General features: G+C 69.2%; 26 protein-coding genes. 13 read left to right on the forward strand and 13 right to left on the reverse strand.

Going from position 1 to position 20742, the window contains the following annotated elements; all coding sequences use genetic code 11:
• Window positions 1-186: 186 nt before the first annotated feature.
• Genes ABB22_RS05400 through ABB22_RS18710 form a run of 4 tightly spaced genes read right to left on the reverse strand, consistent with a single transcriptional unit; the run spans window position 187 to window position 3060 of the window.
• Complete coding sequence (locus tag ABB22_RS05400) at window positions 187-1005, reverse strand: N-formylglutamate amidohydrolase (RefSeq protein ID WP_055772069.1); 819 nt, start codon at window positions 1003-1005, stop codon at window positions 187-189.
• The gene (locus tag ABB22_RS05405) at window positions 1002-1553 is read right to left on the reverse strand and encodes an NUDIX hydrolase (protein ID WP_055772066.1); all 552 of its coding nucleotides are present in this window, start codon (window positions 1551-1553) and stop codon (window positions 1002-1004) included. The genes ABB22_RS05400 and ABB22_RS05405 overlap by 4 nt, the downstream gene beginning before the upstream one ends.
• Window positions 1550-2497: a 5'-3' exonuclease gene (locus tag ABB22_RS05410; RefSeq protein WP_235504348.1), complete on the reverse strand. Its 948-nt coding sequence runs from the start codon at window positions 2495-2497 to the stop codon at window positions 1550-1552. Before ABB22_RS05410 ends, ABB22_RS05405 begins: the two co-directional genes overlap by 4 nt.
• Entirely contained in the window at window positions 2485-3060 is a 576-nt protein-coding gene (locus ABB22_RS18710) for a nitroreductase family protein (protein ID WP_055772061.1), read from the reverse strand. Before ABB22_RS18710 ends, ABB22_RS05410 begins: the two co-directional genes overlap by 13 nt.
• Before the next feature lie 312 nt (window positions 3061-3372).
• On the opposite strand from ABB22_RS18710, the gene ABB22_RS05420 reads away from it, so the two are divergent.
• The 4 genes from ABB22_RS05420 to ABB22_RS05435 are packed head-to-tail and all read left to right on the forward strand — an operon-like array spanning window position 3373 to window position 7642.
• A complete protein-coding gene (locus ABB22_RS05420; protein ID WP_057505097.1) occupies window positions 3373-5691 on the forward strand; it encodes a DUF1631 domain-containing protein in 2319 nt (772 codons plus the stop codon).
• Between the two features lie 57 nt (window positions 5692-5748).
• A complete protein-coding gene (locus ABB22_RS05425; protein WP_055772055.1) occupies window positions 5749-6852 on the forward strand; it encodes an NAD(P) transhydrogenase subunit alpha in 1104 nt (367 codons plus the stop codon).
• Window positions 6849-7274, forward strand: a complete 426-nt coding sequence (locus tag ABB22_RS05430) for a hypothetical protein (RefSeq protein WP_055772052.1) — start codon at window positions 6849-6851, stop codon at window positions 7272-7274. Before ABB22_RS05425 ends, ABB22_RS05430 begins: the two co-directional genes overlap by 4 nt.
• A 41-nt stretch (window positions 7275-7315) precedes the next feature.
• The gene (locus tag ABB22_RS05435) at window positions 7316-7642 is read left to right on the forward strand and encodes a GRAM domain-containing protein (RefSeq protein WP_082443780.1); all 327 of its coding nucleotides are present in this window, start codon (window positions 7316-7318) and stop codon (window positions 7640-7642) included.
• An 86-nt stretch (window positions 7643-7728) separates the two neighbouring features.
• On the opposite strand, the gene ABB22_RS05440 is transcribed toward ABB22_RS05435, so the two are convergent.
• From ABB22_RS05440 to ABB22_RS05450, 3 genes are read right to left on the reverse strand one after another with little or no spacing between them, the layout of a single operon-like run.
• Window positions 7729-8151, reverse strand: a complete 423-nt coding sequence (locus ABB22_RS05440) for a DUF3106 domain-containing protein (protein WP_055772047.1) — start codon at window positions 8149-8151, stop codon at window positions 7729-7731.
• Window positions 8152-8156: 5 nt separating this feature from the next.
• On the reverse strand, window positions 8157-8513 hold the full coding sequence (locus ABB22_RS05445; protein WP_055772042.1) for a hypothetical protein: 357 nt from the start codon (window positions 8511-8513) through the stop codon (window positions 8157-8159).
• The gene (locus ABB22_RS05450; RefSeq protein ID WP_055772620.1) at window positions 8510-9052 is read right to left on the reverse strand and encodes an RNA polymerase sigma factor; all 543 of its coding nucleotides are present in this window, start codon (window positions 9050-9052) and stop codon (window positions 8510-8512) included. Before ABB22_RS05450 ends, ABB22_RS05445 begins: the two co-directional genes overlap by 4 nt.
• A 134-nt stretch (window positions 9053-9186) precedes the next feature.
• On the opposite strand from ABB22_RS05450, the gene ABB22_RS05455 reads away from it, so the two are divergent.
• The 4 genes from ABB22_RS05455 to ABB22_RS05470 are packed head-to-tail and all read left to right on the forward strand — an operon-like array spanning window position 9187 to window position 12153.
• Window positions 9187-9489: an NAD(P) transhydrogenase subunit alpha part 2 gene (locus tag ABB22_RS05455; RefSeq protein WP_055772039.1), complete on the forward strand. Its 303-nt coding sequence runs from the start codon at window positions 9187-9189 to the stop codon at window positions 9487-9489.
• Window positions 9486-9980 (forward strand): hypothetical protein, encoded by a 495-nt coding sequence (locus tag ABB22_RS05460; RefSeq protein WP_055772036.1) that lies wholly within the window; start codon window positions 9486-9488, stop codon window positions 9978-9980. The genes ABB22_RS05455 and ABB22_RS05460 overlap by 4 nt, the downstream gene beginning before the upstream one ends.
• On the forward strand, window positions 9977-11416 hold the full coding sequence (locus ABB22_RS05465; protein WP_055772033.1) for an NAD(P)(+) transhydrogenase (Re/Si-specific) subunit beta: 1440 nt from the start codon (window positions 9977-9979) through the stop codon (window positions 11414-11416). Before ABB22_RS05460 ends, ABB22_RS05465 begins: the two co-directional genes overlap by 4 nt.
• 56 nt (window positions 11417-11472) lie before the next feature.
• Entirely contained in the window at window positions 11473-12153 is a 681-nt protein-coding gene (locus ABB22_RS05470) for a DUF4410 domain-containing protein (protein ID WP_161809349.1), read from the forward strand.
• A gap of 6 nt (window positions 12154-12159) precedes the next feature.
• Here the strand turns inward: ABB22_RS05470 and ABB22_RS05475 are convergent, their stop codons facing one another.
• Complete coding sequence (locus tag ABB22_RS05475; protein ID WP_055772029.1) at window positions 12160-12582, reverse strand: hypothetical protein; 423 nt, start codon at window positions 12580-12582, stop codon at window positions 12160-12162.
• A 107-nt stretch (window positions 12583-12689) separates the two neighbouring features.
• Between ABB22_RS05475 and sufT the strand changes: the two genes are divergently transcribed.
• Together sufT and ABB22_RS05485 are read left to right on the forward strand one after the other, a co-directional pair.
• On the forward strand, window positions 12690-13241 hold the full coding sequence (sufT, locus tag ABB22_RS05480) for a putative Fe-S cluster assembly protein SufT (RefSeq protein WP_055772025.1): 552 nt from the start codon (window positions 12690-12692) through the stop codon (window positions 13239-13241).
• 66 nt (window positions 13242-13307) lie between these two features.
• Window positions 13308-14405 (forward strand): branched-chain amino acid aminotransferase, encoded by a 1098-nt coding sequence (locus ABB22_RS05485; protein WP_055772023.1) that lies wholly within the window; start codon window positions 13308-13310, stop codon window positions 14403-14405.
• Window positions 14406-14501: 96 nt separating this feature from the next.
• Here the strand turns inward: ABB22_RS05485 and ybaK are convergent, their stop codons facing one another.
• The 4 genes from ybaK to wrbA form a co-directional block, all read right to left on the reverse strand.
• Window positions 14502-14975: a Cys-tRNA(Pro) deacylase gene (gene ybaK, locus ABB22_RS05490; RefSeq protein ID WP_055772021.1), complete on the reverse strand. Its 474-nt coding sequence runs from the start codon at window positions 14973-14975 to the stop codon at window positions 14502-14504.
• A complete protein-coding gene (locus tag ABB22_RS05495) occupies window positions 14976-15461 on the reverse strand; it encodes an asparaginase domain-containing protein (RefSeq protein WP_055772617.1) in 486 nt (161 codons plus the stop codon).
• Between the two features lie 107 nt (window positions 15462-15568).
• Window positions 15569-15913, reverse strand: coding sequence for a DUF2069 domain-containing protein (locus tag ABB22_RS05500; protein WP_055772019.1), 345 nt, complete (start codon window positions 15911-15913; stop codon window positions 15569-15571).
• Complete coding sequence (gene wrbA, locus ABB22_RS05505) at window positions 15910-16503, reverse strand: NAD(P)H:quinone oxidoreductase (RefSeq protein ID WP_055772018.1); 594 nt, start codon at window positions 16501-16503, stop codon at window positions 15910-15912. The genes ABB22_RS05500 and wrbA overlap by 4 nt, the downstream gene beginning before the upstream one ends.
• 77 nt (window positions 16504-16580) lie before the next feature.
• On the opposite strand from wrbA, the gene ABB22_RS05510 reads away from it, so the two are divergent.
• Entirely contained in the window at window positions 16581-17855 is a 1275-nt protein-coding gene (locus ABB22_RS05510; RefSeq protein WP_055772016.1) for a YihY family inner membrane protein, read from the forward strand.
• A complete protein-coding gene (locus ABB22_RS05515; protein WP_055772013.1) occupies window positions 17852-18415 on the forward strand; it encodes a TlpA family protein disulfide reductase in 564 nt (187 codons plus the stop codon). The genes ABB22_RS05510 and ABB22_RS05515 overlap by 4 nt, the downstream gene beginning before the upstream one ends.
• A 230-nt stretch (window positions 18416-18645) precedes the next feature.
• Here ABB22_RS05515 and ppk2 read toward each other — a convergent pair whose 3' ends face one another.
• Entirely contained in the window at window positions 18646-19425 is a 780-nt protein-coding gene (gene ppk2, locus ABB22_RS05520) for a polyphosphate kinase 2 (protein WP_055772010.1), read from the reverse strand.
• A gap of 160 nt (window positions 19426-19585) precedes the next feature.
• Between ppk2 and ABB22_RS05525 the strand changes: the two genes are divergently transcribed.
• The gene (locus ABB22_RS05525; protein WP_055772007.1) at window positions 19586-20737 is read left to right on the forward strand and encodes an SPFH domain-containing protein; all 1152 of its coding nucleotides are present in this window, start codon (window positions 19586-19588) and stop codon (window positions 20735-20737) included.
• Window positions 20738-20742 lie beyond the last annotated feature (5 nt).

The following is a 20742-nucleotide window of genomic DNA, read 5'->3' on the forward strand; positions in this document are numbered from 1 at the left end:
GCCGGGCGCTGCCCGGCGCTTCAAAGCGGGTTTCCCGTAGAGCGGGGCAACGCCCCGCTGGGGCTTTTCCCGGATAGTTCCCGCCGGGCGCTGCCCGGCGCTGCAAAGCGGGTTTCCCGTAGAGCGGGGCAACGCCCCGCTGGGACTTTCCCCGGCTAGTCCGGCCGGGAAAGCCCTATGCCGCAGTTACGCCTGCAGGGCGGCCTGCGCCAGCAACGCCGGCTGCAAGGCGCGGAAAACCCGCTCCAGCCGTTCCGCCCAGGCCTGCTGGCCGGTGGTGTCGGCGATCAGGTCCTGGCGGATCTCCAGTTCCACGTGCACCAGCCCGCGGCCTTCGCCATGCACCGGCACCGCATAGTCGCTGGTGCTGCTCACTGAATACGGCTGGTTGTCGCCGACCACCAGGTCGCCTTCGTCGCGCAGCGCCTGCAGCAGCGCATGGGCGAAACGCGCATCGCGGTGGTACAGAACGCCTGCGTGCCACGGGCGCGCATCGCCGTTCATCGCCGGGGTGAAGCTGTGCATCATCACCAGCAGCGTCGGCCTGCCGGTATCGCGGCGGTGGTCCAGCTCGGCGGCGATGCGCGCGTGATAGGGCGCATGGATGGCGTCGATGCGCTGCTGCCGCTGCAACCCGCTCAACCCTGCGTTGCCGGGGATGACGGTGCCATCGCTGGTTCCGGGCATCAGGGTCGGCGAGGCCAATGGCCGGTTGCAGTCGATCACCAGTCGCGAATAGGTCTGCTCGATCGCGAAGGCATCCAGCCGCCGCGCCAGCGCCCGGGTGGTGCCGGCGATGCCGATGTCCCAGCCGATGTGCCGGTCCCGTTCCGCCTGTGCCAGGCCGAGGTCGCCCAGTGCTGCCGGAACGCGCTGCCCGGCGTGATCGGCGAGCAGCAGGAAGGGCGAGCCGCCCTGTGGGTTGTGCACGGTGAACGGCGGCGGGTCCTGGGCGCCGAGCAGCGGTGCGGCCAGCAGGTCGGCGGGGCTGTCGAGGCGGCTCATCGCGGGCGGCCGTCCAGGTGGTGCTCGATCATCCACAACCCGGCCCAGAGCTTGGCGTCCAGTTCGAAGCCCTGGCCCATCTTCTCCACCAGCCACGCTGCGGCGCGGTTGCGCGGGACGTGGTGCACGGTGATGTCCTCGCTGTCGTCGCCGCCGCCTTCGCCGACCCGGCGCAGGCCGGTGGCGCGCACGAAGGCGATCTTCTCGCTGCTGGCGCCGGACGAGGTCGGGCCGATCATCAGCACGTCGGCGTGGTCGGCGGTCCAGCCGGTTTCCTCTTCCAGCTCGCGGATCGCCGAGGCCTCGATCGACTCGCCGGCGGTGATGTCGCCGACCAGTCCGGCCGGCATCTCGATCGTGCGCGCCTGCAACGGCACGCGGAACTGCTCGACGAACAGCACCTCGTCGTCGGGAGTGACGGCGATGATGATCGCGGCCAGCCCGCCGGCGTGGGTGCGCTCGCTGTATTCCCAGGTGCCGCGTACGACCATGCGCTGGTATTTGCCTTCGTAGACGACGCGGGGTTCGGAAGCGGGGTCGTGGTTCATGCGGACTCGTTGGCGGAAGGGGGAGCGGTTTCCAGCCCCGCGGCGGCCAGCAGCCGGCGCCGGGTCAGGGGGCCGAAGCGCAGCGATCCGCACAGGCCGTCGAGCATGTCGGGGTCGGCCGCGCCGCGGGTGAAGCCGGGCGTGGCCGGCGCCAGCGGCGCATCGAGGGCGATGGTGGTCAGCTGCCGGAACAGCAGCGCCAGTTCGCGCTGTTCGCGCAGGCGCGCCGCCATCTGCGCGGCGCCGCGCAGGCGCAGGAACGGGATTTCATCGATCCGCTCCAGCAGCGCGTCGAGGCTGCCGAAGTGGGACAGCAGCACCGCCGCCGACTTGGCGCCGATGCCGCTGACGCCGGGAATGTTGTCCACCGCGTCGCCGCACAGCGCCAGGTAGTCGGCGATCTGGTGCGCGTGCACGCCGTGGCGCGCCTTGACCCCGGCCGCGCCCCAGCGCTGGTTGCGGGCGTAGTCCCACTGTTCGTCGTGCTCCAGCAGCAGCTGCGACAGGTCCTTGTCGGCCGAGACGATCACCCCGCGCAGGGCGTGGTCGCGGCCTGCATGCAGCGCGCTGCCGATCAGGTCGTCGGCCTCGTAATCGCGGTCGGCCAGTACGTCCAGGCCCAGTGCGGCGCACAGCGCCTTGCAGTGCGCGAACTGGCGGCGCAGCGCTTCCGGCGCGGGCTCGCGGTTGGCCTTGTAGGCGGGATAGATGCGGTGGCGGAAGCAGCTGTCCAGCGCTTCGTCGAAGGCGACGGCGATGTGCGCCGGGCGCTCGCGTTCGAGCAGTTCCAGCAGGAAGCGGGCGAAGCCGTGCACGGCATTGGTCGGCCAGCCCTGCGCGTCCTGGAAGCTGTCGGGCATCGAGTGCCAGGCGCGGAACACGTACAGGCTGGCATCGACCAGGTAGAGCGGCCGGCCCGCCGCCGTGTCCGTCACGGCCGCCAGTCCTCCAGCAGGCCGGCCGGGTCCGGGCGCTCGCGTTCGGGTACCTGCAGTTTCGGCGTGCCGATATGGATGAAGCCGACGATGCGCTCGTTGCCGGTCAGCCCCAGGTGGCGGGCCACCCCGTCGTCGTAGGCCATCCAGGCGGTCAGCCACTGCGCGCCGAAGCCGAAGCCCTGCGCAGCCTGCAGCAGGGCGAAGCACACGCAGCCGGCGGTCAGCAGCTGCTCCTGCTCGGGAACCTTGGGGTTGTCCTGCAGGCGCGCGATCACCGTCAGGATCAGCGGCGCGTGCGAAAAACGCTGGCGGTCCTTCTCGACCACCGCCGGCGAGGCGTCGGGAGTGCGCTCGCGGCTGCGCCTGGCCAGGTATTCGCCCAGCGCATGGCGGGCCTCGCCCTGCAGGCGGAGGAAACGGAACGGCACCAGCTTGCCGTGGTCGGGCACCCGCACCGCGGCGGACAGCATGCGCAGCAGGGTCGCCTCGTCCGGCGCCGGCTCGCCCAGTTGCAGGGAAGGGACCGAGCGGCGTTGGCCCAGCGCTTGCAGGAAGCAGGAATCGGACATGGTGCTTACGCGAGGAAGATGGCCGTGGATTATAGACACCGGGGTGCGGGTGCCCGCCGGCCGCGGGCGGCGCCGGATCTGAGCAGTCCGTCGAGGGCGCTCCCTGGCGGATTTCTCGCCAATTCACCCCGGTACCCTTAGCATGGCGCGACATGCCGGGTTGCCGGCGGCGAGGTACAAAGTGCGGACTGCATCACTGGCCCTGTTCAGCTTATCCCCCTACCATGCGTGGGCGGAAACCGGGGGGCTGTCCGCTTTCTTCCATCCGATCCCGAGAGGAGCAGCGCCTGCGAAGGTGCGGAGCCACTGCGCATGATGTCCCAGCCGCATCCTCCAGAGCGCCCTGGCCATAATCCGGACCTGCTGGCGCTGTCGCGCGAAATCGCGTTGCCGGCCTTGTCGGCCACCTTCACCCGGATGCTGGCCGGATTCGACGACGCCCTGTTCGACCGTGCCGAAACCGCGGGCGCGTCGCAGCTGGTCTTCCTTGACGGCATGCGCGAACTGCGCCGGCGCCGCGAGGACATCGCCGCGCGCTTCGCCAGCCACCTGCGGCAGGCCTGGGCGTCGCTTGAGGCCGCCGCTCCGCTGTCGGCAGAGGCCGCGCTGGCCCAGACCGGGCAAGGAGATGCCGGGCTGAGCCTGGTGTCCGAGCACGAACTGGAGTCGCGGCTGGCGGTGCGCAACTTCGCCGCAGTGGTGCTGCGCGAGTGGAAGCAGGTGCTGGCGCGGCTGGACCGCCGCCTGGCCTGGATCAGCGGCGTGGAAACGCTGGAGATCGACACCAACCCGATCGGCCCCGAGCACATCGGCGTGGCGGTGCACGAGGCTTTCGGCGTGTGCGACCTGGCCGCCGAGGTCCGCCTGGTACTGATCAAGCTGTGCGAGCGGGAATTCGCCGCGCAGGTGGGGCGCATCTACCGCGAGGTGGACGAGCGTCTGGCGCAGGCCGGAGTGATGCCGGGTATCTCGCAGCCGCAGCCGCAGCGTCCGGCTGCGGCGCCGCGTCCCGCGCGGGCGGCCGCAGCCGAGGCCGGCCTGGCGCATGGCGAGGAGGAGGACTTTTCCGATCCGCAGCATGCCCCGGCCTGGGCGCGCCGTTTCACCGAGCGCTGGGCCCGGCACCGCAGCGAACTGCAGGCCGGCAGCCACGCTGGTCACGGCGGCTATGAAGGCGAGCCGTCGCCGGGCGGCCAGAACATGATCCTGGAGGCGCTGCATGAACTGCTGGCGCAGACCCGTCATGTGCGCGAGGACGCCACCGCCGCCGCGCAGGTGGCGGTCGGCCAGCAGCGGCCGCTGAGCCAGCACGAAATGATGTCGGTGCTCTCGCTGCTCCAGGCCACGCCGACGGCGACCCTGCGCGCGGCGGTGGGCGACCAGAACGAGTCGCTGGCGCAGCGGCTCAAGAACGAAGTGATTTCCGGCGCTACCCGCCTCGGTGTCGATCCGGGACAGGCGCGGCTGGACCCGCAGGACGAGGACGCCATCGACCTGGTCGGCATGCTGTTCGACGTGATGCTGGACGAGCGTGAACTGGAAGGCCGCTCGCGCGAACTGATCGGCCGGCTGGTGGTGCCCTTCGTCAAGGTCGCGCTGCTGGACCGGCGCATGTTCGTGCAGAAGACCCATCCGGCGCGGCGCCTGCTCAACTCGCTGGCCGAGGCCTGCGAAGGCAACGCCGGCGAAAGCCAGGCCGAGCGCGCGCTGATGGGCAAGGTCGAGGAAATCATCGACCGGCTGATCGCCGAGTTCAACGAGAACCTGGCGATCTTCCTGACCCTGGAAGAAGAATTCCGCGACTTCCTCGCCCAGCATCGGCGCCGCATCGAGATCGCCGAACGCCGCGCCACCGAGACCCAGCGCGGCCAGGAGAAGCTGGAAATGGCGCGCCTGCGCGCCCAGGCCGAACTGGAGCGCCGGCTGCAGGGCGCGCCGCTGCCGGCGGCGATCGAAGGTTTCCTGCGCCAGCCCTGGAACCATCACCTGACCATGAGCCTGCTGCGCGAAGGCGACGAGGGCGAGTCCGTCGGCGAAACGCTGGCGCTGGCCGACGTGCTGCTGGAGGAAGTGGCCGAGGCGCGCCGGCATGTGGTCGGCAAGCCATGGCTGCAGTCCATCCAGCCGGGCCTGCGCAAGGTGTTCGCCAGCGTCGGCCTGCATGGCGAAGGCAGCGTCGGCGCGGTCGATGCGCTGCACGACACGCTGCAGGCCATCGCCGAGGCGCGCCCTGAACTGGAACGCGCGCTGCCCGAACTGCCGCAGGTCAGCCTGCCCACGCCGCCCGCCCAGGAATCGGCGGCGCTGGACCTGGGCAGCGAGGCGCGCGCGGAAAGCGTCGACCATGTCGATGCGGCCCGCTTCCGCGCCATGGACATCGGCACCTGGCTGGACTTCATCGACAAGGACGGCAAGGTGCAGGCCGGTAAGCTGTCCTGGGTGAGCCCGATTTCCTCGCGCCTGCTGTTCGTCAACCGCCGCGGCATCCGTTTCTGCGTGGCCTCGCCGGAGGAGCTGGTGGTGATGGAGCGGCTCGGCCGCCTGCGCCCGCACATGGACGACGGTGCGTTCGACAGCGCCATGCAGGGCGTGATCGACCGGCTCGATCCGCAGACGCCCACGGTGCACTGAAACCCGACCCGCTTTGCTACGATCCGGTGCGTATTCCACTGCGCATCGGGGACGGGCATGGCCGTTGAGGTACGGGTGTTGAAGGAAGCCGCGGCGGGCGAACGGCGCGTTTCGGCCACGCCGGAGACGGTGAAGAAGCTGCTGGCGGCCGGGGCGAAGGTGCAGGTGCAGGCCGGTGCCGGCCTTGCCGCCGGGTTCACCGACCAGGCCTACCGCGACGTCGGCGCGCAGATCGACGATGCCGTGGACGGCGCCGACCTGGTGCTGTGCGTGCAGGCGCCGCCGCCGCCGCTGATCGGCCAGCTCAAGCCCGGCGCGGTGCTGGTCGGCACCCTGCATCCGCAGGCCGACGCCGCGCGTACCGCGGCCCTGCAGGCGCGGCAGCTGGTGACCTTCCCGCTGGAGCGGCTGCCGCGCACCACCCGCGCGCAGGCCATGGACGTGCTCAGTTCGCAGGCCGGCATGGCCGGCTACAAGGCCACCCTGATCGCCGCGCAGCTGACCCCGCGCTTCTTCCCGATGCTGACCACGGCCGCCGGTACCATCCGCCCGTCGAAAGTACTGGTGGTCGGCGCCGGCGTGGCCGGCCTGCAGGCCGTCGCCACCGCCAAGCGCCTGGGCGCGCAGGTGGAAGGTTTCGACGTGCGCCCGGAAACCCGCGAGCAGATCGAGTCGCTGGGCGGCAAGTTCCTGGACCTGGGCGTCAGCGCCGCCGGTGAGGGCGGCTATGCGCGCCAGCTCACCGACGCCGAACGCGCCGAGCAGCAGCGGCGCCTGGCCGAGCACCTGAAGGGCGTGGACGTGGTGATCTGCACCGCCGCCGTGCCCGGCCGCCCGGCGCCGAAGATTGTCACCGCGGCGATGGTCGCCGGCATGCGCCCGGGCAGCGTGGTCGTCGACCTAGCCGCCGAGACCGGCGGCAACTGCGAGGCGACGCGGCCCGGCGAAACCATCGACGTGAATGGCGTGACCGTGGCCGGACCGCTCGACCTGGCCAGCATGGGTGCCATCCATGCCAGCGAGATGTACGCGCGCAACGTGCTCAACTTCGTCTCGCTGTTCCTCAAGGACGGCACGCTCGCCTTCGACTGGAACGACGAACTGCTGGCGAAGACGGTGTGGCCGGAGCGCCCGGCCGCCGGAGAAATCCCGCCGGTATGAAGTTGCATGCTGGGGTTGTCGTCGCGTGGTTGGCGGCAAGCGGCTTGGGTAGTGGGCCAGCCTTCGCCGACGAGCCGCTACGGGTTGCGTACCGGCACTTGGCCGAAAACCCGGAAAAATATGCGGGCAGGCATGTGCGGGTGCCGGCCTGTGCCGCGACGGCCATGCACCATGGTGCCTATCTGTATGACTGTGATGATTCGCATGTGCGGATCATTACGCTGGCAGGCCCCTCCGTGATTCTGGAAGAGCTGTTCGGCACGCGTGATGTGTTGCGGGCGCGGCGGGCGGCGGCCACGGCTTCGGGCGTGTTCGAGTGGCGGCCCGAGGCGCGGCCGCAATGTTGTCTGGACAACCGCGTCCTGCTATATGCCGAATCGGTGTCCGGGGTGAAGCGGCTGCCGCCCCGGGCGAGTGAATGAGCAGGAATGATCGCGAACGGGAGGCCGGCATGGCGATTGAAATGCAACCGGGTGAAACGCTGTTGCGCGAGGGTGCGGCCAACCTGCAGCGTGGCATCGAGGCGGTGGGGGGCAGGTTGTACCTGACCGACCGGCGGCTGTCGTTCCACTCGCATGCGTTCAATGTGCAGACGGGGGTGACCGACATCCCTTTGTCGCAGGTGCGCGGCACGCACCCGTGCTGGACGAAGTTCCTCGGCATGATCCCGCTGTTCCCGACCTCGCTGGCAGTATCCACGGCCGATGGTGGCCAATACCACTTCGTCGTGCACGATCGCGATGCGTGGGCGGCCGTGATAGGGGCAAAGCTGACGGGCGCGGGCGGTTGAGCCCTCGCGGCCGGTAACGGCCGGTCATCGAAGGGGCGCTGCCGCCAATGCCTGGTTACGCGCCAGCAGGCGGCGCAGGCGTTGTCTCAGCGCTGCGGGCGGGGCGGCGGCGGATTTGCCTCCGTCCACTGCCGGCGCTGCTCGGGTGTCATCTTCCGCCACTGCTCGCGCAGCTGTTCGCGCTGGGCCTTGTCCATGTCGCGCATCTTCTCGAACAGGGCGCGGGCTTCGCGTTGCTGCTGCGGCGACATGTTCTCGAACCGGTGCATGCCGCGTCGCGCCTGCATGTGCTGCTCCGGCGTCATCTGCTGCCAGCCGCGGGCATGGTCGTACATGCGCTGGCGCTGCTCGGGCGAAGCGTTCCAGCGGTCGCGCATCGGTGCGATAAGGGTTTCGCGCTGGGCCGGGGTCAGCTGGTCCCATTCGGGCAGGGGCTGCTGCTGGGCGAATGCCGGAGCGGCGCAGGCCAGCAGCAGCGCCAGCGACAGCAGGGAAAGTCGGGTATTCATGGTTCTCACTCCATCGCCAGGGCGTCCGAACCCAGCCACAGGTACAGCTCGGGGCTTTCGTCGAACAACAGCGTGTCATCGGACGGGTCGTCGCCGGCATCTGCCGCCACGCTGGGGGGCAGCGTCGGTGGCGTGCGGTTGAACTGCACCGCCACGGTGACGGCCAGTACCGCCGAACAGGCGGTGGCCAGCCACCAGCCGCGGCGGCGCCATGGCGAGGCATCCGCGCCGGCCGTTGCCTGTTGCCGCGCCTGGCGCAGGCGCGCCAGCGTGGCCGGGGAAACCGCGCCTTCGGCATGCTGTTGCAGCTGCCGCAGCGAGCGCTCGAAATCGTCGTGCCGGGATGTGGGCGGGCGGTTCACCGCGTGGCCTCCAGTTGTTTCTGCAATGCGTCGCGCGCGCGCGACAGATGGGTTTTCACCGAACCTTCCGAGCAGCCCATGATCCGCGCCGTGGTCGCCACGTCCAGTTCCTGCAGCACGCGCAGGCTGAACGCCTCGCGCTGGCGCGCCGGCAGCTGCCGCAGCGCCTGCACCAGCCGCGCGTAGTCCTCGCGCTGCTCGTGCTGCTGGGCCGGGCCGGGGCTGTCGTCGGCCCAGTCGATGGGGCCGTCCTCGTCCTGTGCCGGCGCCCAGAATTTCAGCCGGAAACCGCGCCGGCGCTGCAGGTCGATGATGCGCCGGCGCAGGATGCTCCAGAACAGCGGTGTCCACTCCACGGCCGGCTGGTCGCGATAGCCGAGCATGCGTTCCATCGCGTCCTGCACCGCGTCCAGGGCGTCGTCGCGCTGGCGCAGGCCGGCCTCGGCGAAGCGGAACGCGCGCGGCCCGACGCCGGCCAGGAAGGCTTCCAGCGAGGCGGGGGCGGCAGCGGGCGTCAGGGGGGGGCTGGTCACCAGCACAGGGTAGCGTTCCGGTCGGTCCTGGAAGGGATAACGCCCGACGGGCGGATGGGTTGACATGGCAACGGTCGCGCCGGCGTTCATCGCATGGTTATGATGCGCGACGGGCAGTTCCGGCCTCGGAGAGGGCAGCAATGAGCGACGGGTTCGTGGCGTTGTACATCTTCATGCTGGCGGCGATCGCCGGCCACGTGATCATCTCGCGGGTGCCGGTGATCCTGCACACGCCGTTGATGTCCGGTTCCAACTTCATCCACGGCATCGTCCTGATCGGTGCGATGGTGGTGCTCGGCCATGCCGACACCACGCTGGAGAAGGCCATCGGCTTCATCGCCGTCGCCCTGGGCGCGGGCAACGCCGCCGGCGGCTACGTCGTAACCGAGCGCATGCTGGAAATGTTCAAGAGCTCGAAGAAGCCCGAAGGGAAGGGCAAATGACCGGGGCGGCATCGTCGCATGCGTCCCGCGTCGAGGTGCGGCAGGTGTTCCAGTGGCTCAGCTACCTGCAGTATCCGGCGCTGCTGGTGGCCTTTGGCTACGCCGCACGGCCGCTGTTCAATGGCATGGACGGCATGCTCGACGCCTACAACAGCGCGCTGCTGTATGCGGGCGTCGGCGTGGGCATGTCCTCGCTGCAGGACCCGGCCAGGACCCAGAACAGGATGTCCAGGAAGGTCTGGGAAGACCCGCGCAAGGGCCGCTGGATGCTCTGGCTGTTGAGCGTGCAGGCGTTGCTGCCGATCGTGCTGGGCCTGCTGGGCGCGGCGCTGGCCGACTCGGCCACGTTGTCCCAGATGTCATTGGGGCTGGTGGCCTTCGGGCTGGGCATGATCGGGTTGTTGAAGACGGCGATCGAGATGCGCGAGCACCATCGCCTCGACAGGCGCGCAAGCGCGCGGTACAGGACGGCTGCGGAGGCCGAAGCATGAGCATGACGATGCTGGTGAGTGCGAGCTACCTGGTGGCCGCCACGCTGTTCCTGCTGGGCCTGCAGCGCATGGCCTCGCCCAGGACCGCGCGCAGCGGCATCCACTGGGCGGGAGTGGGCATGCTGCTCGCCACCGTGGCCACGTTCTTCCTGCCGGGCCTGCACAACCTCGCGCTGATCCTTGTGGCGCTGGTGCTGGGCACCGGCCTGGCGTGGGTGTCGGCCAAGAAGGTCGCCATCACCGACATGCCGCAGATGGTGGCGCTGTACAACGGCATGGGCGGCGGTTCGGCCGCGGCCATCGGCGCGGTGGAGCTGCTGCGCTTCGCCGATGTGGCCGGCCGCGACACCAGCCACTGGAGCGTGGAGGCCATCGCCGCGCTCGCCGCGCGGCAGCCCTCGGCCACCGTGCTGGCGCTGGCGATCATCGGCTCGGCCATCGGCGCGGTATCGCTGTCCGGTTCGATCATTGCCTGGGCCAAGCTCGACGGCCGCCTGGACAAGCGCGTCACCTTCCCCGGGCAGCAGGCGTTCAACCTGCTGGTCGCCGTGGCGATGGTGGCGCTGGGCGCATGGGCGGCGCTCAGCCTGCAGCCGGTGGCGATCATCGCCTTCTTCGTGGCGGCGCTGGCGCTGGGCGTGCTGATGACCCTGCCCATCGGCGGCGCCGACATGCCGGTGGTGATCTCGCTGTACAACGCCTTCACCGGCCTGGCGGTGGCCTTCGAGGGCTACGTGCTCGGCAACGAGGCCTTGATCATCGCCGGCATGATGGTCGGCGCGGCCGGCATCCTGCTGACCCGGCTGATGGCCAAGGCGATGAACCGGCCGATCAGCGGCGTGCTGTTCTCCAACTTCGGTGGCGGCGGGCAGGGCGCGGCGGAAATCAGTGGCAGCCAGAAACCCATCGAGGCCGCCGACGTGGCGGCGATGATGGCCTTCGCCGAGCGGGTGGTGATCGTGCCCGGCTATGGCATGGCGGTGGCGCAGGCCCAGCACAAGATCTGGGAGCTGGCGCAGCGCCTGATCGAACGCGGGGTGAAGGTGAAGTTCGCCATCCACCCGGTCGCCGGGCGCATGCCCGGGCACATGAACGTACTGCTGGCCGAGGCCGGCGTGCCCTACGACCTGATCGCCGACATGGACGACATCAACCCCGAGTTCGCCACCACCGATGTGTCGCTGGTGATCGGCGCCAACGACGTGGTCAACCCGGTGGCCAAGACCGACCCGTCAAGTCCGATCTACGGCATGCCGATCCTGGACGTGGTGAATTCGAAAAACACCATCGTGATCAAGCGCGGCAAGGGCACCGGCTTCGCCGGCATCGAGAACGCGCTGTTCTACGCCGACAACACACGCATGTTGTACGGCGATGGCGCCGAGGCGGCGGGCGCGCTGGTCAGCGAGTTGAAGGCGCTGGACGGCGGGCACTGAACCGGCGTCGCGGCGACGGCCGGTCCAACAGGGGAAGGGATATGCGAAAGTGTTCCATGCGCGTGGCGTGCTGCGGGTTGTTGATGCTGTGTGGAGGCGGGGCCGCCGCACAGTCCGATGGAGGCTGGTGGGCGCAGAACCGCGCCGATGGCGGGCAGGAGGCCGGGACGCAGGGGTCTCCGGCGTCATCGGCGGATGCGCCCTCGCCCGCGCCGGCATCCACGGACGGCGCCGCTCCCACAGCGCAGGCGTCCGTGCCGCTGTCGGTGGCGGTTTTCGATTGCGTCGAAGTGGCCCTGTTCGAGGTCAACCAAGGGCTGATCAGCAGCAAGCAGGAAGCCCGGGCCGCCATGATTCCCGCGGAAAAGCTGGCCGATATCCAGCGCAGCGTGGCCGGCAACATCCCCGACAGGATTCCGGGAATGCGAGCGGCGCTAGTGGGCCACGGGGTGGGTTGCCCGGATCCGCAACGCACGATTTTGCTGACCGGCCACATCATCGATTTCAAGAAGGGCAACCAGGCGTTGCGCTATTTCGTCGGGTTTGGCGCGGGGGCGCAGAAGTTCTCGGTCACGGCGCGCGCGGTGCGCAAGTCCGACGGAGCGCTGCTGGCCGAGGGCGACGTTACCGACCGCAAGGTGGGAGGCTGGGTCGGCGGCAACGACGACAAGGGGCTGGACGACTTCGGCGAGAAGGTCGCTGTGTTCCTGAAACGTTCCTTGCCCTCTTCGCGCTGAGCCGGTTCAGCGCGCCAGCCACCACGCGGCCACGAGCCCGGCCAGCAGCCAGAGGATTTCGGCGGTGCCATTGGCCAGGCCGATCAGGGTCCAGGCCAGGTGCGGGCCCAGCCGCAGCGCCGATTCCCATGGCGCCAAGCCCATCGGGCCGCCGATATAAGCGGCCGCGATGCCCCAGTTGGCGGCCAGCGCGATCAGCAGCGTCGCCAGCATCGCCACGGTGATCCTGGGCCTGCCGCCCGGCAGAGTGCCCAGGCGCAGCATCCATGCCGCTTCCGCGGCGGCGGCGATCGCCATCCAGCCGGCCTGCGAGCCGGTGGCCAGGGCGACCATCAGCCAGGCGATGGCCAGGGTGACGCTTCCCAGCAGCAACAGCAGGGGCCAGAGCCAGTGCTGGGTGCGGCTGGCCGGCGGTGGGGCAGGAGACATGGGGATTCCCGGAAAGGTCACGCAGCATAGCCCTTCAGCGGCCGGCCCGCCCAGTCGGCTAAAATGGCCTTCTTGCGGGTAGCGTCCGCGTCCCCATATCGATCCACATGTATTCCCGCAGCAGCGAACCCGTCCATTTCGAACGCGATTGCCCGGCCGTGATGGTGCCGCAGGGCGACAGCGTGACCCTGCCGGCCGGCAGCTACGGCTATATCACCCAGGCACTGGGTGGCAGCTATACCGTGTTCGTCGAAGGCAACCTGTTCCGCATCGCCGGCAAGGACGGCGACGCCATCGGCAAGGAGCCGCCGCCGGGGCTGGAGCTGCCCGAAGGCGCCGGTGACGACGATGTTGAAAAGCTGGTCTGGGAGCAACTGCGCACCTGCTTCGACCCGGAGATCCCGTTCAACATCGTCGATCTCGGGCTCATCTACGACGTCGACATCAAGCACCTGGATGACGGCAAGCGCGAGGTCGACGTCAAGATGACCCTGACCGCGCCCGGCTGCGGCATGGGCGAAATCCTGGTCGACGACGTGCGCAGCAAGCTGGAAATGATTCCGACCGTGGCCGAAGCCGACGTCGAACTGGTGTTCGACCCGCCGTGGGGCAAGCACATGATGTCCGAGGCCGCACGGCTCGAAACGGGCATGCTGTAAGGTGTCCAACGCGCCGGACCGCATGCGGGCCGGCTTCAACATCCGCAATCTGGAAGGAAACATCCGGTGTCCCAGTCTCTGAGCTTCCACGTCACCCGTTCGGACCACCCGCGCAGCGCCGAAGAGCGCGCCAAGATCCTGGAGAAGCCGGGGTTCGGCCTGCACTTCACCGACCACATGGTGGCCGTGCGCTGGGACAAGGACACCGGCTGGCATGACGCGGCGGTGATGCCGTACGGCCCGATCGCGCTGGATCCGGCCGCTGCCGTGCTGCACTACGGCCAGGAGATCTTCGAGGGCATCAAGGCCTACCGCCACGCCGACGGTTCGGTGTGGACCTTCCGCCCGGACGCCAACGGCCGCCGCCTGCAGCGCTCGGCCGCGCGCCTGGCGCTGCCGCAGCTGCCGGTGGAGATCTTCGTCGAGTCGCTGAAGCAGATGATCGCCGTGGACAAGGACTGGGTGTCCGATGCCGACGAGGCCAGCCTGTACTTCCGTCCGTTCATGATCGGCGACGAGGCCTTCCTCGGCGTGCGCGGCGCGCACAAGGCCAGCTACTACGTGATCGCCAGCCCGGCCGGCCCGTACTTCGCCAAGGGCGTGGCGCCGGTGGCGATCTGGCTGTCCACCGATTACGCGCGCGCGGCCAAGGGTGGCACCGGTGCGGCCAAGTGCGGCGGCAACTACGCCGCTTCGTTGCTGCCGCAGCAGCAGGCGCAGGCGCAGGGCTGCTCGCAGGTGCTGTTCCTCGACCCGGTCGAGGGCAAGTACCTGGAGGAACTGGGCGGCATGAACGTGTTCCTGGTCTACGGCAAGGAAAACAAGCTCGTCACCCCGGCGCTGTCGGGCTCGATCCTGGAAGGCATCACCCGCGAATCCATCCTGCAGCTGGCGCGCGACCGCGGCATGACCGTGGAAGAGCGCAAGGTCACCATCGACGAGTGGAAGCAGGGCGTGGCCTCGGGCCAGATCACCGAGGTGTTCGCCTGCGGCACCGCCGCGGTCATCACCCCGATCGGCCAGCTCAAGGGTGAAGGCTTCGAGGTGGGCGATCTGTCCGCGCCGGCCGGCGAGGTGACCATGTCGCTGCGCAAGGAGCTGACCGACATCCAGTACGGCCGCCTGCCGGACCGCCACGGTTGGCTGGTGCGCCTGGACGGCTGAGTCCGCGCCATTATCCGTACAGGAAGCCCCGCATGATGCGGGGCTTCTGCTTTTGGATCGCTGCTTTCCTGCAGGGAGGCGGAGCGTCGCTCCGGCCTACTCGCACATATCCGCGCAACGCGCCTGCAGGAAGCGCAATGCATCGGCCGGGGCGATGTCCAGCAGCAGGCCGCGCTGGCCGGCGTTGATCCAGATGCGCCCGTGTTCCTGCGCCGCGCCGGCAAACAGCACCGCGGCCGGGCGCTGCTGCGCGAACGGGCTGATGCCGCCAACCTTGTAGCCGCTGCGGCGTTCGGCCTCGGCAATCTCCATCATCTGCGCATGCTTGCCGGCGCAGGCGGCGGCAAGCTTCTTCAGCGACAGCCGCTGGTCGGACGGGATCACCGCGATCACGGGCTGCTTGTCCACCCACGCCATCAGCGTCTTGAACATCCGCGCCGGGTCGATGCCCAGCGCCTGCGCCGCGGCCAGGCCCTTGCTGTCCACCTCGGCCGAATAGTCGTAGGCGTGCAGGCCGTGGGCGATCCCGGCCTTGTCCAGCGCGGCGGTGGCGCGGGTGCCCTTGGCCATTCAGAGCGACTCGAAGCGGTTGGCCTCGACGTTCTTGCGCACCTTGTCCGGATTCCACACGCGCCCGTTCATGGCGATGTAGACGCCCTCGGGCAGCGACTGCACCGCGCCGATCGCGCAGCCGATGTTGAACTCGGCGTCCGAGCCGCGGAAACGCGCCGGGCTGAGCGCGCCGGTCATCACGATGGTCTTGCCGGGGATGGTCTTGAGCACCTTGCCGGTGGCGACCATCGAATCGGTGCCGTGGGTGACCAGCACGTGGCGCGTGGGCTGCGCGGCGATGGTCGCGCGGATCAGTTCGCGGTCCTCGTCGGTGATGTGCAGCGAATCCTTGCGCAGGATCGGGATCACGTTGAAGCGGAAGGTCACGCCCAGCTCGCGCAGGATCATGCCGATCTGCGGGTCGCCGATCTGGTAGTCGGACTTGTCGTCGAAATAGATCTTGTCGATCGTGCCGCCGGTGGTGACGATCAGGAGGTCTTCCATCATTGCGGTGAATCCAAACGGTAATGGTGCGAATGATAAGCCGCGCCGCCGGCGCCGTAGGGGCGGGGCTCGCCCCGCGTGGGATTCCGTATGGAATCCTTGCGCACCTACGGCCGCTTCTTGCCGAACCGCGCGCGCAGGCCCGGCAGGCTGGCCAGGCCGATCACCAGCAGCGACAGCAGGATTTCCACCCAGGCCAGCCGCGCCGTTTCCGGGTGGCTCCAGGCGCTCATCACGCCATGGCTGAACCAGCCCAGCGCGCACACGCCGGACCAGAACGGCGCCAGCCGCCAGCCCAGGCGCAGGGCGACGGCCAGCAGCAGCGGCGGCCCGGTGAATACCAGCTGGGTGGCCAGCCAGTGCTTGTCGTCGAGGAACCACCAGGTGTAGAGGGCGGCCAGCGCGATCAGCGCCAGCAGCAGGGTCGGGCGCCGCGTCGTCGCTGCGTTCATCGCGCCAGCCTCCGGGCGATGTCGGCCACGCGGCGGCCCAGCACGCGCGCCAGGTGGGCCTCGTCGTCGCTGGGCTGCGGGTCGTCCTGCGCGCCGGCCACATGGCTGGCGCCGTAGGGCGTGCCGCCGCCGGTGGTGTGGCTCAAGGCCGGTTCGGTGAAGGGAATGCCGACGATCAGGCAGCCATGGTGCAGCAGCGGCAGCTGCATCGACAGCAGGGTCGATTCCTGGCCGCCGTGCATCGACGCGGTCGAGGTGAATACGCCGGCCGGCTTGCCGGACAGGGTGCCGTTGACCCACTCGGCGCCGAGGCCGTCGAGGAAATGCTTGACCGGCGCGGCCATGTTGCCGAAGCGGGTCGGGCTGCCGAGCAGGATGCCGTCGCATTCGGCCAGGTCGGCGATCTCGACATAGGGAGCGCCGTCTTCCGGGACCGGCGGGGCGCTGGTCTGGGTGACCGCGGCCACCGGCGGCACCGTGCGCAGGCGCGCGCTCATGCCGGGTACCTCGCCGATGCCGCGGGCGATCTGCCGGGCCAGCCGCGCCACCGAGCCGCCACGGCTGTAATACAGCACCAGGATTTCCGCCATCGCACCATCCACTCATCACGCAGGGAGCGGCAGTATCGGCGATGCGGGCCGCGCTTTGCATCGGGTACCCTTGCCGCATGGAACCCCTGGATTCGCTCAATCTATGGATGGAACGGGTCCGTGACCGCGGGCGCCGGGCCAGTTTCGCCCGCTTCCTGTGGCACCGTTTCCTCGACGACCGCCTGTTCGAGGCCGCCGGCGCGCTGGCCTATACCACCGTGTTCGCGCTGGTGCCGCTGGCGATCGTGGTGTTCGGCGTGCTGTCGGCGTTCCCCATGTTCGACCGCTGGAGCGAGGCGCTCAGCGACTACGTGTTCTCCAACTTCGTGCCCTCGGCCGCGCGCGCCGCCGAAGGCTACCTGCGGCAGTTCTCGGCCAGCGTCGGTCAGCTCACCGCGGCCGGCTTCATCGCGCTGGTGGCCTCGCTGCTGATCACCCTCAACAGCATCGAGCAGATCTTCAACCGGATCTGGCGGGTGGCGTCGGCGCGGCCACGGCTGACCCGCTTCCTGGTGTACTGGACCGTGCTGACCCTGGGCGCGATGTTGGCTGCCGCTTCGCTGGCGGTGTCGGCCAAGGTGTTCGCGCTGCCGCTGTTCGGCACCGTGGAAGGCCGCTGGCTGGCCGACCTGGCGCTGAGCCTGGCGCCGGTGCTGATCGAGTTCGCCTGCGTGATGCTGGTCTACCGGGTGGTGCCGCACCACATCGTGAAGTGGCGCCATGCCGTCCCCGGCGCGCTGCTGGCGGTGGTGATGCTGGAACTGGTGAAGTGGGGCATGAGCCTGTACCTGGGCAGCTTCCAGTCCTACCAGAAGCTCTACGGCACGGTGGCCTTCGTGCCGATCCTGCTGCTGTGGATCTACCTGGGCTGGGTGTCGGTGCTGCTTGGCGCCTCGCTGGCCTCATCCATCGCCGCGTTCCGCTACCAGCCGGTCGCGCTGCGCCTGCCGCAGGGCTGCGAACTGTATGGCCTGCTGCGCCTGATCGGACGCTTCCGCGAGGCGCGCGAGCATGGCCGCGGCCTGGACGAGGAGGAACTGCTGGCGCTGGAGCCGATGCTCACCGATTCGCTGCTGCAGGAGCTGCTGTGCCAGATGGAGGCCATCAACCTGCTGCGCCGCGACGAGCGCGGGCAATGGCTGCTGGCCCGCGACCTGGAGCGCATCACCCTGCGCGAGCTGTACGAAAGCTCGCAGCTGCGCATTCCGATCGCCGAGGAATACCTGCCGTTCCGCGAGGACGCGCTGGGCCAGGCGGCCTGCCGCGCGCTGGACGAACTGCGGGTGCCGCTGCGCGAGCTGCTCAAGCGCCGCGTGGACGACATCTATGCCATTACCGGAGACGAACCATGACCATCCGATTGCTTCCCTTCGCCCTGTTGGTGCTGGCACTGGCCGGCTGCAAACAGCCTGCTGCCGAGGTGCCCGCAGCAGCTGCCGAGCCGCCGGCGACGACCGCGCCGGCCGAGGCTGCGGCGGGCGTGGTGGAGAAGACCGCGGACATGCCGCTGCTGCGGGTCAAGACCGTGGACGGCAAGGATTTCGATCTGGCCGGCCAGCGCGGCAAGTGGGTGGTGGTCAACTTCTGGGCGACCTGGTGCGGGCCTTGCCTGCAGGAGATGCCCGAACTGTCGGCGCTGCATGCGATGCGCGGCAATATCGAGGTGGTCGGTCTGGCCTACGAGGACATCGAGCCGGACGAGATGGGAGCGTTTCTGGAGAAACACCCGGTGGCGTATCCCATCGCGATTCTCGATCCCTACAACCCGCCGGCCGATTTCGCTACGCCGCGCGGCCTGCCGATGACTTACCTGATCGCGCCCGATGGCAAGGTCGCCCGGCAGTTCCTCGGCCCGGTCGATGCGCAGAAGATCGAGCAGGCCATCGCCGAGGCCGGCGGCAAGGTGGCCTGAGCGGGCGATGCCCCCGGCGTCCTGCGTAACGAGGTGCTGTTGCGGCGCGTGGCGGGGTTTTCCCGGTGATGCTCCAGCGGGGCGTTGCCCCGCTCTACAAGATGGCCGGGGGCTGTAGCGCCGGGCAACGCCCGGCGGGGCTTTCCCGGTAATACCCCGGCGGGGCGTTGGCCCGCTCTACAAAGGCGCTGGTGCGATGGTCCCGTGGCGCCGGGTGGGAATTTTTACGTTCAGCCGGCCGGATAGGGCGGCAGCGGCTTGACCTGGCCGTATTTCTCTTTCCTGGGCTTTCCCGGCAGGGGCGGCAGGTCGATCAGCGCCTCATCCACGCGTGTTTCCGGCAGGCGGTCGAGCAGATCGCGGATCAGGGTCAGGCGGCCGCGCTTCTGGTCGTTGAAGTCCACCAGCGTCCATGGTGCATGGCGGCTGTGGGTGGCTTCGAGCATGGCCTCGCGGGCATGGGTATAGGCGGCATACTCCAGGCGCGATTTCAGGTCCACCGGCGACAGCTTCCAGCCCTTGAGCGGGTTGTCGCGACGCTCGGCGAAGCGCTTTTCCTGCTGTTCCTGGTCCACGCACAGCCAGTACTTGAACAGCAGGATGCCGTCGTCGACCAGCAGCCGTTCGAACACGGGCGCCTGCTCGAGGAAGGCCCGGTACTGGGCATCGGTGCAATAGCCCATGACCTTTTCCACGCCGGCGCGGTTGTACCAGCTGCGGTCCATCAGCACGATCTCGCCTGCCGCGGGCAGGTGGGCGACGTGGCGCTGGAAATACCACTGCGTGCTCTCGCGGTCGGTCGGCTTGGGCAGGGCGACGACGCGGCACTGGCGGGGGTTCAGGTGCCGGGCCACGTCCTGGATCGCGCCGCCCTTGCCGGCGGTGTCGCGGCCCTCGAACAGCACCAGCAGGCGCTGGCCCGAATGCTGGACCCAGCGCGCCATCGCGGCCAGTTCCAGCTGCATCGGTTCCAGCAGCCTTTCGTATTCCTTGCGCTTCAGCTTGCCCATGGCGGTTCCCTGTCTGGAAGCGCGAGCCTAGCGCAGTGGCCGTGCGGGTGCTGTCGCGGCAGGCCGGCCTGCGTGCGCGGTGATGTCTCGGTCACCGGTTTTCATGTAGTTTTGCCGATGCGCCGGGCGTGGTGCCCGGCAATGGATCAGGAGCAGTGCGATGGGGCTTGTCCAGGCAGCAAAGGGTGCGATCGGCGGCGTGCTCGCCGACCAGTGGAAGGACTTCTTCACGGTGCCGGACGGCCTGCCGGCGACGGCGGCGCTGTTCGCCGCGGTGCCGCGCGGCACCAATGCCGGGCGCGGCTCCAACACCGGCGGCTCGTCCAACATCATCACCAACGGCTCGAAGATCGTGGTGCCGGAAGGCTACGGCCTGCTGCTGTTCCAGGACGGCGCGATCACCGGCTTCGTCGCCGAGCCGGGCGGCTACGAGTGGCGTTCGGACGACCCGAACTCGCAGTCGATCTTCGCCGGTGACGGCCTGGTCAGCACCTTCATCAGGCAGAGCTGGGAGCGCTTCAAGTTCGGCGGCCAGCCGGGCGCGCAGCAGGCGGCGTTCTTCGTCTCGCTGAAGGAGCTGCCGGACAACCGCTTCGGCACCCAGTCCGAGATCTACTGGGACGACGGCTTCCTCAATACCCAGGTCGGCGCGGTCACGCGCGGCTCGTACACGCTGAAGATCGTCGACCCGATCCTGTTCGTGAAGAACTTCGTGCCGGCCAGCTACCTGCGCCCGGGCCAGGTGTTCGACTTCACCGACCTGGACAACGCCGCCGCCAGCCAGCTGTTCAACGAAGTGGTCGGCTCGCTGGCCCCGGCCTTCAGCCTGTATACGAACGATCCGGCCAAGGGCAACCGCATCACCAAACTGCAGCAGGACTCGATCGGCTTCGCACAGAGCCTGTCGGCGGCGGTCGAGCAGGCCTATCAGTGGCAGTCCGACCGCGGCCTGGCCATCGTCAAGACCGCCATCGTCTCCATCGAGTACGACGCCAACACCCGCGAGCTGCTGAAGACGGTGCAGCGCGCCGATGCGCTGTCCGGCGCGCGCGGCAATTCCAACCTGCAGGCCAGCGTGGCCGCGGGCATGCAGGCCGCCGGCGAGAACGGCGGCGCGGCCGGCATGATGGGGATCGGCATGGCCTCCGGGATGATGGGTGGCATGGCCGGATTGCAGCAGCCGGTGGCGCCGGCCGCTCCCGCCGCGGACGACCCGGTGGCCAAGCTGAAGAAGGCCAAGGAAATGCTGGACCTGGGCCTGATCACCCAGGGCGACTACGACGCGCTGAAAGCCAAGGCGCTGGGCCTGTAACCGGC

It is taken from the genome of Stenotrophomonas nitritireducens (assembly GCF_001431425.1).
Classification (GTDB): Bacteria; Pseudomonadota; Gammaproteobacteria; order Xanthomonadales; family Xanthomonadaceae; genus Stenotrophomonas; species Stenotrophomonas nitritireducens.

Excerpts from the sequence above, each read along its gene's own strand:
- ABB22_RS05400 (WP_055772069.1), bottom strand. The coding sequence starts at position 1,005 with ATGAGCCGCCTCGACAGCCCCGCCGACCTGCTGGCCGCACCGCTGCTC.
- ABB22_RS05405 (WP_055772066.1), bottom strand. The coding sequence starts at position 1,553 with ATGAACCACGACCCCGCTTCCGAACCCCGCGTCGTCTACGAAGGCAAA.
- ABB22_RS18710 (WP_055772061.1), bottom strand. The coding sequence starts at position 3,060 with ATGTCCGATTCCTGCTTCCTGCAAGCGCTGGGCCAACGCCGCTCGGTC.
- ABB22_RS05420 (WP_057505097.1), top strand. The coding sequence starts at position 3,373 with ATGATGTCCCAGCCGCATCCTCCAGAGCGCCCTGGCCATAATCCGGAC.
- ABB22_RS05425 (WP_055772055.1), top strand. The coding sequence starts at position 5,749 with ATGGCCGTTGAGGTACGGGTGTTGAAGGAAGCCGCGGCGGGCGAACGG.
- ABB22_RS05430 (WP_055772052.1), top strand. The coding sequence starts at position 6,849 with ATGAAGTTGCATGCTGGGGTTGTCGTCGCGTGGTTGGCGGCAAGCGGC.
- ABB22_RS05435 (WP_082443780.1), top strand. The coding sequence starts at position 7,316 with ATGCAACCGGGTGAAACGCTGTTGCGCGAGGGTGCGGCCAACCTGCAG.
- ABB22_RS05440 (WP_055772047.1), bottom strand. The coding sequence starts at position 8,151 with ATGAATACCCGACTTTCCCTGCTGTCGCTGGCGCTGCTGCTGGCCTGC.
- ABB22_RS05455 (WP_055772039.1), top strand. The coding sequence starts at position 9,187 with ATGAGCGACGGGTTCGTGGCGTTGTACATCTTCATGCTGGCGGCGATC.
- ABB22_RS05460 (WP_055772036.1), top strand. The coding sequence starts at position 9,486 with ATGACCGGGGCGGCATCGTCGCATGCGTCCCGCGTCGAGGTGCGGCAG.
- ABB22_RS05465 (WP_055772033.1), top strand. The coding sequence starts at position 9,977 with ATGAGCATGACGATGCTGGTGAGTGCGAGCTACCTGGTGGCCGCCACG.
- ABB22_RS05470 (WP_161809349.1), top strand. The coding sequence starts at position 11,473 with ATGCGCGTGGCGTGCTGCGGGTTGTTGATGCTGTGTGGAGGCGGGGCC.
- ABB22_RS05475 (WP_055772029.1), bottom strand. The coding sequence starts at position 12,582 with ATGTCTCCTGCCCCACCGCCGGCCAGCCGCACCCAGCACTGGCTCTGG.
- sufT (WP_055772025.1), top strand. The coding sequence starts at position 12,690 with ATGTATTCCCGCAGCAGCGAACCCGTCCATTTCGAACGCGATTGCCCG.
- ybaK (WP_055772021.1), bottom strand. The coding sequence starts at position 14,975 with ATGGCCAAGGGCACCCGCGCCACCGCCGCGCTGGACAAGGCCGGGATC.
- ABB22_RS05495 (WP_055772617.1), bottom strand. The coding sequence starts at position 15,461 with ATGGAAGACCTCCTGATCGTCACCACCGGCGGCACGATCGACAAGATC.
- ABB22_RS05500 (WP_055772019.1), bottom strand. The coding sequence starts at position 15,913 with ATGAACGCAGCGACGACGCGGCGCCCGACCCTGCTGCTGGCGCTGATC.
- wrbA (WP_055772018.1), bottom strand. The coding sequence starts at position 16,503 with ATGGCGGAAATCCTGGTGCTGTATTACAGCCGTGGCGGCTCGGTGGCG.
- ABB22_RS05510 (WP_055772016.1), top strand. The coding sequence starts at position 16,581 with ATGGAACCCCTGGATTCGCTCAATCTATGGATGGAACGGGTCCGTGAC.
- ABB22_RS05515 (WP_055772013.1), top strand. The coding sequence starts at position 17,852 with ATGACCATCCGATTGCTTCCCTTCGCCCTGTTGGTGCTGGCACTGGCC.
- ppk2 (WP_055772010.1), bottom strand. The coding sequence starts at position 19,425 with ATGGGCAAGCTGAAGCGCAAGGAATACGAAAGGCTGCTGGAACCGATG.
- ABB22_RS05525 (WP_055772007.1), top strand. The coding sequence starts at position 19,586 with ATGGGGCTTGTCCAGGCAGCAAAGGGTGCGATCGGCGGCGTGCTCGCC.